This is a genomic window from Bradyrhizobium sp. CCBAU 11386 (assembly GCF_028128955.1).
Classification (GTDB): domain Bacteria; phylum Pseudomonadota; class Alphaproteobacteria; order Rhizobiales; family Xanthobacteraceae; genus Bradyrhizobium.
In genome coordinates this window covers 15740-27010 of record NZ_LBKA01000184.1, presented here as the reverse complement: position 1 = coordinate 27010, position 11271 = coordinate 15740, and the positions used below count along the sequence as shown (strand labels likewise).

Sequence of the window (11271 nt, the reverse complement as noted above, 5' to 3'; positions counted from 1 at the left end):
GCAAGGCAGGAAAACATCGGACCGCGAGATCAGTCAGGCGCTCGCTACCCCCAAGAGTCCCTAGTAAGCCAGGCTGCGACTCTATTCCGTTCATGCCCTGTTCGTAGCAGTGTGCGCACAGCGGCCAACAAATGTGAGTTGGCCAAAGAACGGAGGGCCAAGTGCCTGTAAGTCCATTCGTTACTCTGTCCCGCAGACGGACGTGCGCACTTCGGCTGTCCAGGACCCGGCTCTCGGTATCGGCAATCGCGCAATGGACTCGCTCTGCATCATCTGCCGACTCTTACTCGCAAAACACGAAAATACCAACGCGCCGCTACCAGGCCTGCTTGGAGCCCTTTTCTAATGCTGGTCGTCCGTAAGGACGCGCTTTGGTGGCTTGCCCACAGAATGGAAGGAAATGAGTGGAAGATCAGAAGGCTTTCACCGACTTCAAAGCACTCGCACCTTATCGCTCCGGTGTGGCGCTTTTCGCACACAGTCGTAGCATCTTGAACATCGTGTGAGGGCCTGAATGACGCAGAGCACTCACTGAGTGGCTAGAGTGGCTCGTCTTCCAATTCTCTTCGCTCTAGAAGCGCCAGCCAGTATTTTCAAAGGAGTGGTACGACGCTTGCTTAAGGATGAAGCGAACTTCCGCCTTCATAGGCACATTAGCCATGCGAGGCGCCCCGCCAGATCGGCTCCTTAACAAGTGGGTGACTATATGTCCGGTGTCGCCGGTGCGTTTCTCTCCGCTTCAAGCGAACCATCGTCGCGTGTTGTTGATCAGCTGAAGAAAATGATTCCGACACTTGCGCTCCGTGGGCAAGCAGGTGTCGCGGTCTCTGCTTTCATGCAAGAGCGTGGGATCCGACATGGGAGGGCGTTTCAATCGGACGATAATTCAGTGCGCATTGACTGCATCGAACAGGAGCCGCGCTTTCGGCCTCATGTTGCAATCGCGCAGATCCGTAGCGGATTCTGTGGAACTGGGGGTGACGGCGATGTGCGGTCAACTCCTAGCCGCCATTTTGCAATTTCTATGGACGGCGCCTTGGTGAACGCTCATGAACTCAGGAGCGAATTGCTCGCTGAGGGACCACTGATAGATACCAACACAGACGCCGAGCTCTTGCTGAGGTGGATTGAACGATCTTGCGAACGAGAATATTGGCGTCGCGGCTTGCCCGCGGACTACGAAGCTATCTTTCGCGAGCTTGATGATCGTATCGATGGTGCCATTTCCGCGCTTTTGCTAGATAAGAACGGTGATCTTGTTGCATACCGCAACCGAAGCGGTTTGCGACCACTGGAGACTATGCGGGCAAGTAATGGATTGTTGCTCTTTGCTTCCGAAAATTGTGCCTTCGCTGGCTTGGAAGGGGAGACCCAGCAGCTCTTGCCTGGGAGCATACAGCGAGTGGACGCCAAGACGGGCGGCAGCGTTGACCATACCCTGAACAGCCGAGGATGTAAGGCCAAACTCTGCGCCTACGAAACTCTCTATTTGGGAAGTCCGAACACGTCGGTTGAGAGCCATTCACATCGCCAGACCCGTCACAACATCGGGCTGGCCTTGGGGAGAATCGTTGCGGAGCGTGTCCAAGCAGCCCCACTCTTGATGCCGCCAATCGTGTCCTCCATGCCAAATACTGGGGGGCCGTACGCCGATGGTCTGTTTGAGTCTCTCGCCGAACAGGGCGTGCTCGCCGAGCGTAGCGACGTAGTGGCAACTCAATTTCTTGAGCGAACGCTCCTGGGCAGACCCAGGGCCCGACAATCTCGCATTGCTCAGAAGTATCTCGTGTCGGAATCTGCCGTCGCTAAACGGACCATCATAGTTGTCGATGAGGCCCTCATTCGAGGTGATACCAGCCAGGCCGTCACAACGATGCTCCTTGCCGCTGGAGCCGAAGCCGTACATTGGGCAATTGGTTCGCCGCCTATAGTTGCTCCACACTACTACGGCATGGGTATTGATACGCTAGATGAGCTCGCATTCTGGCAGGCGTTGAAGCGACTGCCGCCCGAACCACGCGCCCAGTGTCTTCGCTTCCACAGGATGGATCCGCCAGCCCTCAAAATTATTGAAAGCAACATTGCGACGGCAATCCAAGCAGCCACCATCACTTATCTGCCCTTCCGTGCCCTTGTATCCATATTGGCCAACAGGCTAGAGGGCATCGATTTGTCGCCCTTCACGTTGGAGATGCCGACCCCCGCTGGACGTCAGCGCGCGGACAGAAACTTGAAAGCTTTGCTGGCCGCTCTTCCTGTCAATCCCCGTCTGAGGTCAGCATCATGAAGCCCGCTCTCGTATTTGACTGGAACGGAACACTGCTCGATGACACATACGCGCTGCTCGAAACGACCAATGTAATTTTGGACCGCTTTGGTCGTCCGAGCATCGATATAAACACCTTTCGAGAGCATTGTGATGTTCCCCTCGATCGTCTCTATCGTAGCCTCGGAATGTCGCAGGAGGAGGTTGAGGCGGTGGAGCGTGACGAAGGCGCACTGTTTCACGACACGTACGAGCCTCTTGCGGATAAAGCCGATTTACGTGAGGGGGCGCGCAGAGTGCTCGCGTTAGCGCGCCGAGAATCTGCTCTACTCATCATCCTCAGCAACCACATAGTCGCGCCTCTACAGTTCCAGCTGAGGAGACTTGGAGTGGATGACTACGTCACCGACGTGCTCGCCTTTGAAAGCCGCGCCACGCAATACAAATCGATGAGCAAAGGAGAGCGGCTTCGCCTTTATATGAACAGGCACAACCTGAAGCCGTCGTCAACCTTCATCGTCGGCGATATGCCCGTCGAGACTGATATTGCACGCAGTCTCGGACTGACAAGCATATCCATTACCGGAGGATTTGTTTCGACCTCGCGCCTGCAAGCCGCGCGTCCAGATTACACCATCAACAACCATCACGAGCTGTTGCCGATCCTACAAAGCCATGGCTTCTTTCGGAATACTAAATCATGAGCAAGGGATCGTCAGCGAACGCGGCTCCCAAAACGATCAAGCAGAGCATAGGGCTTATCGGAGCGGGGCGCATGGGAACAGGTATAGGGATCAGCCTGCTGCGTCAGCAAAACGAACTCCACATCAAAGTCAACAAGAACCGGTTCGGTGCTGATCGCCTGATGGGTGCAGGGGCCCGCGAGCATGCGTCGATCGCTGAGTTGGCGCAGCATGTAAGTGTGGTGGTGTTGTCATTACCGTCCAGCCGCGAAGTTGAGACGGTGTGCCTCGATCACGATGGCCTGTTTGTTAACATGTGCCGAGGAGGTTTGATAATTGATTGTACGACCTCGTATCCCGCATCGACCATTGCATTGGCCAAAACGGCGGAAAGACGAGGTCTTAGCTTCATTGATGCTCCAGTAACACGAAGCCCCGAGCAAGCAGAGCTCGGCCTTCTCAATGCGATGGTTGGATCGGATGCAACACTCTTTCCCGTTGCTGAACGCATTCTTGCTGCGTTTTGCGAGACCGTTATGCATGTTGGAGATGTCGGACACGGCCACAAGCTCAAGCTTGTTTACAACAGCATGACTATGGGCATCGCTGCGGTCGCCGCTGAGGTCTGCCAATTCGCGGATAGTCTTCAGATAGATCTTGTGACACTGCGCTCTTTGGTCAGTCGGGGCTCTACGAACAGTGGAATATTCCAAGCCTTCGCCGCCTTTTTGTTGGGAGAGAAACCAGATGCACTGGCAATCTCGATTGCAAATGCTGCAAAGGACATCGAGTGTGCTGTGCGCCTAGCGCGCGAGAGTGCTGTTTCCGTGCCGGTCCTGGATGCTGCCGCGCAGGAACTCAACCTCTCAGTTGTCGCAGGCAAAGGTGAACTGACCCTCCCACATTTGGCCCGATCGTAAGCGCTTGGTTTGGCTCCAAGCGAACATTTTTCCACGAGTCCGTGGTGCCCTTGTTGCCCTCGGCATTCGAGAGCGAGGATTAGGACGAGATGGCCCGCATCTTCAAAGAAGTCAGGGGGCGTTTCTTATAACGATGGGGTGGAGTTCGATCCAAACAGCGTCAAGGTCAATCGCATTCGCGAGGAAACCGAGTAGTATGGCGGCCTGCGCATCGCCGCCGACGCATTACTCGATACCGCCAAGGTCCGTATCGTTATCGGTATCGCCTTCGGTCATGCGGTCGAACCGGGTCTACTGGAAATGGTCCTGTCGGTTCTCCACGATCTTCCTGCTCAGTATCTGCGCGCTTCTGCGCGTGAGATGGTCATCGCCGAGAAATTCCAGGCGATGGTCATGCTGGGCCGCACCAATATTCGTGGTGCTCGCGGGCTATCATCAGCGCGGATACTTGAGGGCTTTGGCACACGCAGCTGTTATCCATCCGCGCTGATTTGCCGGACAAAGTATCTCATTTCTGCTCCCGCCTGAAAGAACAAGAAGGTGTTGGTCCAGCAAAGAAAAGGACCGCTGCCGGATTTCTCCGACAGCGGCTCAAGTCTGGGGAGAGGCAGACGTACCGGTCTGCCAGCGGAGAAGGGCGGAGCGCTCGAGGCGATCCGGCGGCACTAACGAAGTCGTTCTGCTCCGGTTTGGTATCTGGTATTCCGGTTCTAACTCGCCTGGCTCACGAATTTGGTGTCGAGATAGCCCTCGATTGCCTCGAGGCCACCTTCCGAACCGAAGCCGGACTCCTTCGTTCCCCCAAAGGGCACTTCGGGAAGCCCAAGCCCATGATGATTGATCGATACCATCCCGCATTGGAGATCGGCCCCGATCGCGGCCATCGTTGCGGCGGATCGCGTGTAGGCGGAGGCGGCGAGCCCGTAGGGCAGTCGATTGGCCTCCGCGACAACCTCGTCATAGGTTTTAAACCGCGCAATCGGCGCGACCGGGCCGAACGGCTCTTCATTCATGATGCGAGCTTGAGGTGGAACATCGGTCAGGACCGTCGGCTCGAAGAAGTACCCCGTATTGCCGATACGCTTGCCGCCGGTGCGCAACTGGGCGCCGCAATCGAGAGCGTCCGCGACAAGGCTCTCCATTGCATCGACCCGCCGCGAATTGGCGAGCGGCCCCATCCGGCTATCTCTTTCAAGGCCACTGCCAACCTTGATCGCGCTGGCCTCGGCAACGAACCTCTTAACGAAATCTTCATAGATACTCTCATGCACCAGAAACCGCGTCGGCGAGACGCAGACTTGGCCGGCATTGCGGAACTTGTTCGCCGACAAGATTTTTGCGGCTTTCTCGACGTCCGCATCCGGGAAAACGATGGCAGGCGCATGCCCGCCGAGCTCCATGGTGGCGCGCTTCATATGGGCGCCGGCAAGGGCTGCGAGATGCTTTCCGACCACGGTCGAACCGGTGAAGGAGACCTTCCGGATGATAGGATGGCGTATGAGATAATCTGAAACTTCGGATGGCACCCCGAAGACGAGATTGATCACGCCCGCCGGCAAGCCCGCATCCGCGAAACTACGCACCAGCTCCATGCAGCTCGCTGGCGTCTCTTCAGGTCCCTTGACGATGATGGAGCAGCCGGCTGCAAGGCTGGCGGAGATCTTCCGCACGGCCTGGTTGATCGGAAAATTCCAGGGCGTAAATGCCGCAACCGGCCCGACGGGCTCCTTGGTCACGAGCTGGACAACATTGCCAAAGCGCGCCGGGACGATCCGCCCATAGGCGCGCCGCCCTTCCTCGGAGAGCCAGTCGATGATATCGGCAGCAAGGAGCGATTCAGCACTCGACTCGGTGAGCGGCTTGCCCTGTTCGAGCGTCATGATCGATGCGATGCCGGCTGCGCGCGAGCGTATGAGATCGGCGGCCTTGCGCATCGTTCTGTATCGGTCAAAGGCCGAAACCTTTCGCCAAATCTCAAAGCCCTCCTTAGCGGCCATGATCGCACGATCGAGATCGCCGCGGGACGCATAAGGAGTTTCGCCAATCGGCTGGCCGGTCGCGGGGTTGAGGATCTTTTCCGAGCGATCCGAGCCCCCTTCCGTCCATTCGCCGGCGATGAACATCCTGATCTTGGGGTACACAGGTTCTGCCTGCGTGGCTTGTTCCCGGCGCATCATGCCCGCACCTCAATGTCCCCAGCGAAGAGCCAGCGGGTTGAGCTCACGCGCAAGCTCGATCAATCCAGCTCTCGTCGCCGGATGGATCTGCTCAAGCGGATGCCGCAGGGCTTCGCATTTGATCACGCCACCTTCAGCCATTACGCTCTTGGCGGCGCGCAGGCCACACTGGCGGTTTTCGAAATTGATGAGCGGCAGCACCCTTGCATACGCAAGAGCGGCTTCCTGCCTGTCGCCCGCTTTGTAATGATCGAGCACGGGGCGGAGCAGATCGGGCAACAGCGCGCTCGACATTGTTCCGATCGCACCGGCATCGAGGTCTGGCATCATGGTGATGGCTTCCTCCCCGTCAAAAGGACCAATGATGACCTCACCGCCGAGCTCGATCAGACTGCGCAGCTTGGCAGCCGCAAACGGCACCTCGATCTTGAAATATCTGGCGAGCGGCACCTCGCAAGCGAGCCGGACGAGAAACGGGACCGTCAATGTAACGCCGGAGAGCGGCGCGTCCTGGACCACAATTGGAATCCCGGCGGCGTCCGCGACCCGGCCGAAATGCCCGATCATGGCGCCTTCATCCGCCTTGAGGCTTGCGCCATGATAAGGCGGCATCAGCATGAGGAGGCTTGCGCCACGTTCGGCCGCATAGCGGGCGCGTTGCACCGCAATCCGGGTGCTGAAATGACTGCAGGTCACCATGACGGGCTTGCGGCCCGCGACATGCGAGAGGCAGAGATCGACCAGAAGGTCACGTTCCTGATCAGACAGCAGGAACTGCTCGGAATAGTTGGCCAGAATGCAGATCCCGTCGACGCCTTGATCGATCATGCAATCGAGCACGCGCCGCTGCCCTTCGAGATCGAGATCTCCAGATTCCGTAAACGGCGTCGGAGCGACCGGGAACAAGCCGCGATAGATGGGAGTTTTCGCATTTCTCATGTAGAGGATTCCAGGCAGGAGGCAGTCAGTTGCCGTCGAAGTCGATCAGCCCATCGCAAATATCCAAGGAGTGGAGCCGATGCCGTCGAACTTTTCGGACAGACTGACTGGCGTGGCGCCACAAACAAGAATGGTTTGAGGTTTTGTTCGCGTTGGAAGCCTTTCGCGCCTCCTCATTAGATCCAGCCAGGCGGCACCAGATCCGTCAGGATGGCAAGGCATTCAAACAGGAAGTAGCTTCCGAAGATCAGCTCGACGTTCTGGGCCGCATCGATATCGCGCACGATCGCCTTTCGGGTGAAGCAGCCGCCGGTGAGCATTCCTGGCGGGCGCGGGTCATCGGGAGCAGTCGGTGTCAGGTATTTCGAGCTCAGCTGAGTAACTGTGCGCTCTGCAAATAATCTATATTTGGGGCCCCCCTCAGGACCAAGTGCGGATGCGAGGCGCAGCGCCGCCGCAGCAGCGATAGCAGTGGCCGCAGTATCCCTGCTGGTGTTGGGGATCGCCGGATCGTCGAAATCCCAGAAGGCAATGAGATCCGCAGGGACATGGTCGATCCACCAATCAAGAAGGCGCACGGCGTAGTCGCGCCATAGCGGTTCGTCCGGGCGGACCATGGCGGCGTGAGCGGTGTAGAGCATCGCCCATCCCTGCGCGCGGCCCCAGGTGCTGATATCGCTATATCCCTTGTGCGTGTGCGTTCTGAGCACCTTGCCGGTATGTGGATCAAGGGTGGAAGACTGGATAACTGAATTGTCCCGCCGCACATGGATCTCCAGGACACGCCGCATATGTGCATTGGCGACCTCCTCCATCCGGGCATCGGAAAGCTCGTCCGCGGCCCAATAGAGCAGGCCTGTCGCCTGGAGCGAGTCGATGCTGCTCTCGGAGGCTCCGACTGCGCTCGCCTCCTCGGCATCCCTGCCCAACGGTATCAGTCCAAGGTGTGGATCGAACATATCACGAAGCGACCTTGCTGCTGTCAGAGCCACTGCGCGCGCGTTTTCTTCCTTGAACAGGATGCTGGCCAGGGCGCCAGCATGATAGAAGCCGAAGCCCTTGAAGGCCGTAAGCCGCTCGGCGCGCGGCAACATTCGGCTTAGCGCAGCACGCGCGTCTTCGATCGGGAACTGCCTGGGATCAGCGAGATGCGCGAGCCAAAGCTCACCGACAAATGCCCCGCCGGTCCAATCACCATCGGGCGTGAACGTCCATTTTCCGTCGGCGGCACTCGCCCAGTGTGGCAAGCCCGAGCGTGCAGTGTCCCGAGTCTCGGCAATGCGCTTCAGCATACGCTCGCGCGCGGGCAGATATTGGCTTTCCGACATGGCTTCTGGTCCGACACCCAACTCGCCGCGCGGCTTTGGCCTGGCGGCAACTTAAAGCTCTTTACCAACACATCCTGGACTGGCGTGAATGGTTAGTGTTCACGAGACTTCCGAGCGTGCTTGGTTGCATCGCTGCCGAGGAGCACGCCTCCTCGGCACCACCGCCGGGAAAGCCGCGCGCACGTTTATGCCGATCACCGTGCCCCTCCTGACGTAGGCGCGCTACTTTCGAGAAGTCTCTTTTTTCGTTTAGTGATGCGAGTCCGCGGCGCCGATGGCGCCCGTATCGTAAAGATGCTTCAATTTCGTGGCGTCACAGCCCAGCTCCTTCAGAATCTCTTCCGTTTGCGCGCCGAGTTTTTGCGGCGGCAAACGCACGTCCGGCTGCTCGCCGTCGTAGCGCACCGGATGGCTGACAAGGGTGATGGGAGTTCCGGTCGCCCCGGTCACGACCTGAAAATTTTTGTTATGCGCGATCTGCGGATCCGCAACGACGTCGGCATAATCGTTCACCGCAGCGTGCCAAATTCCACGCGCCTCGAACAAGACGATGCATTCGGCGGTTGTGCGTTTGGCGACGCTGGCCGCAATGATGGCTGAGGCCTCGTCCCGCCGGCGATAGGCCTCCTCGTCGGGAATTCGCTGGTCGGCCGGAAGGCCAAGCGCGCCCGAGAGCGCCTCCAGCGATCCCAAAGAGATCGCAATGTGCCCATCGCGTGTCGCATAGATGCCGTACGGCGCGCCGTAGTACCAGCCGGCCACCGGGCCCGGCTGACGGACGTCGTCAGGCCTTTGGCCGTTCAGGTAGCAGGTAAAAGATTCCATCTGCAGGTCGAGCGCAGCCGACAGCAGGCTGACATCGACGCGGCAGCCCTGCCCCGTCCGCGCCTTCCTCACCAAGGCAGCCAGGATCCCCGCCGCAAATAAGGCGGCACCGTGATGATCGATGGCGGAAACGCCGACAGCCCGCGGCCCCTGCTCACGACTTCCTGTGATCATCGCAAGTCCTGATAGTGCCTGGATCAAGAGATCCTGGCCTGGGCGATCGACATAGGGCCCGTCAGGACCGTAGCCGGAGGCAGCGGCATAGATGATCTGCGGATTGATCTTCTTTGCATCCTCGTAGCCGAGACCAAGCTTGTCGAGCACACCCGGACGGAAGTTCTCTGCGATCACATCCGATTTAGCGATCAGTTGCCTGGCGACGACCACGGCTTCGGGTTTTTTCAGATCGAGCGTGAGGCTGCGCTTGTTGCGGTTTCCCGTCAAAAGCAACATCGATTGGCCGTCAACCCGCTTGTCCGCCCCGCCCCATTTCCTCTGAAAAGCCCCTCCGGGCGGTTCCACGGCGATCACGTCCGCGCCGAGGTCGGCGAGAAACTGCACGCCGACCGGCCCCATGAGAAAGTGATTGAGGCTGAGGACACGAATGCCCTTCAAGAGATCGACCATATATCCTTGCTTTCGGTTTTACTTGAAATCGAGCTGCTGGCTCTCGATTCCTGAAATCGATTTCAGACTTAGGCTGTGCAAGAACCGGAGTCAAGCGAATCGACCAACATTCGAATGAGATTTGCGTCATCCCGCTCCATCTGCGCATGAGAGGGCCAGAAAATAGCGCCGATGGCCCGCATACAGGGCTTGAGAAGGTGGCGCTCGTGGTGGTTTAACCCTTTTGAGGGGAGACCCTCTCCTTCTCCTGGTTGACTGACGCAAATGGACAAGAAACCTGTAATCGCGCCAAAAGGCCGCCAGCAGCCGCGGGTGAAGATCGAGGACGTTGCCCGGAAGGCGAATGTGTCGCCAGCGACGGTGTCGCGGGTTCTCAATCACCCCGATATCGTACGGCCGGAGCTTCGCGACAGGGTCATGCGGCATATCAATGACCTGGCCTACACGCGCGATAGCGCAGCCAGAGCATTGAAATCGGGACGCATGCGGACCGTTGGCGTCATCGTTCCGACACTGGCGCTCGGTATCTTTGCAGAAGGCGTGGAAGCGCTCCAGAACCGGCTCAGCGAAAGCGGCTACACGCTGTTCATTGCGAATTCGCAATATGACCAGCGGCGTGAATTTCAGGAGCTGCAAAGTCTCATTGAACGCGGCATCGATGGAATCGTGCTGGTGGGAGCTTCCCACGGACGGGAGCTGAGGAGCCTGATCGAACAGGCGGGCGTACCCGTCATCACCACCTATGTTGCCAAGGCCGGCGGCGGCATCCCAGCGATCGGAATCGATAATGAAAGCGCCACCCGCGAGATGACGGAGTATCTGCTAAGGCTTGGACACGTTCGTTTCGGCGCGATTGCCAACGTTGTCGCCGCGTCAAACGACAGATCCCGCGCCAGGCTCGAGGGAATTCAGCGCGCGCTCTCCGACGCCGGTCTCCCGCTCAAACCAACCCAGATCGTCAAGGCCGATTATTCGCTTGCCCAGGGCCGTAGTGCCCTTCGTCAACTCCTCACCGATCATCCGGACACGACAGCAGTAATCTGCACCACCGACACGCTTGCCATCGGTGCAATGGCAGAGGCTCGCAAGATGGGGCTGGCCGTACCGGCCACGCTTTCCATCACAGGATTTGACGATGTGGAGCTGGCGGCGCAAATGGACCCGCCGCTCACAACAGTCAGCGTTCCAGCAGCAGAAATCGGCCGGGGAGCCGCCGATTATCTCATCAATGCCATTGCCGGAAGTCCTGTCCCGAGAAGTGTCGTGTTGCCGTACCGGCTGGTCATGCGGTCATCGAGCGCCCCGCCGCGGTCCAGCGTCCGTCCCGCCCGTCGCGGGCGCAGTCGAGATCATTGACCGCGCCACGGTCCTGATAACTATTTCAGAACCGCAGGCTGGCGCCCGCATCCCAGGACCCGGTGACGCAAGCTGCTCGCCCCTTATCATTATTCGCCCGTAAGTGGAGGTGGCTGAGCATGCGATGCGCCGCCTGCGCGACCGTCAATG

The 11271-nt window shown here is 58.7% G+C and carries 9 protein-coding genes; 5 read left to right on the top strand and 4 right to left on the bottom strand.

The genetic code is table 11. The features are described 5' to 3' along the window. Positions 1 to 706: 706 nt before the first annotated feature. From XI09_RS12465 to XI09_RS12450, 4 genes are all read left to right on the top strand, one after another. The gene (locus XI09_RS12465) at positions 707 to 2287 is read left to right on the top strand and encodes a hypothetical protein (protein WP_271567096.1); all 1581 of its coding nucleotides are present in this window, start codon (positions 707 to 709) and stop codon (positions 2285 to 2287) included. After that, positions 2284 to 2970 (top strand): HAD family hydrolase, encoded by a 687-nt coding sequence (locus tag XI09_RS12460; RefSeq protein ID WP_018645245.1) that lies wholly within the window; start codon positions 2284 to 2286, stop codon positions 2968 to 2970. Before XI09_RS12465 ends, XI09_RS12460 begins: the two co-directional genes overlap by 4 nt. Beyond that, complete coding sequence (locus XI09_RS12455) at positions 2967 to 3869, top strand: NAD(P)-dependent oxidoreductase (protein ID WP_041956566.1); 903 nt, start codon at positions 2967 to 2969, stop codon at positions 3867 to 3869. Before XI09_RS12460 ends, XI09_RS12455 begins: the two co-directional genes overlap by 4 nt. 300 nt (positions 3870 to 4169) lie before the next feature. Beyond that, positions 4170 to 4397, top strand: a complete 228-nt coding sequence (locus XI09_RS12450; protein WP_271567095.1) for a hypothetical protein — start codon at positions 4170 to 4172, stop codon at positions 4395 to 4397. Positions 4398 to 4579: 182 nt separating this feature from the next. Here XI09_RS12450 and XI09_RS12445 read toward each other — a convergent pair whose 3' ends face one another. From XI09_RS12445 to XI09_RS12430, 4 genes are all read right to left on the bottom strand, one after another. Next, entirely contained in the window at positions 4580 to 6046 is a 1467-nt protein-coding gene (locus XI09_RS12445; RefSeq protein ID WP_442869578.1) for an NAD-dependent succinate-semialdehyde dehydrogenase, read from the bottom strand. A 9-nt stretch (positions 6047 to 6055) separates the two neighbouring features. Further along, complete coding sequence (locus XI09_RS12440; RefSeq protein WP_271567094.1) at positions 6056 to 6985, bottom strand: dihydrodipicolinate synthase family protein; 930 nt, start codon at positions 6983 to 6985, stop codon at positions 6056 to 6058. A 176-nt stretch (positions 6986 to 7161) separates the two neighbouring features. Further along, positions 7162 to 8313 (bottom strand): glycoside hydrolase family 88 protein, encoded by a 1152-nt coding sequence (locus tag XI09_RS12435; protein WP_097669591.1) that lies wholly within the window; start codon positions 8311 to 8313, stop codon positions 7162 to 7164. Positions 8314 to 8562: 249 nt separating this feature from the next. Beyond that, entirely contained in the window at positions 8563 to 9765 is a 1203-nt protein-coding gene (locus XI09_RS12430) for a CaiB/BaiF CoA transferase family protein (RefSeq protein WP_271567093.1), read from the bottom strand. Positions 9766 to 10029: 264 nt separating this feature from the next. Between XI09_RS12430 and XI09_RS12425 the strand changes: the two genes are divergently transcribed. Continuing rightward, positions 10030 to 11121: a LacI family DNA-binding transcriptional regulator gene (locus tag XI09_RS12425; protein ID WP_097669589.1), complete on the top strand. Its 1092-nt coding sequence runs from the start codon at positions 10030 to 10032 to the stop codon at positions 11119 to 11121. Positions 11122 to 11271: the final 150 nt, after the last annotated feature.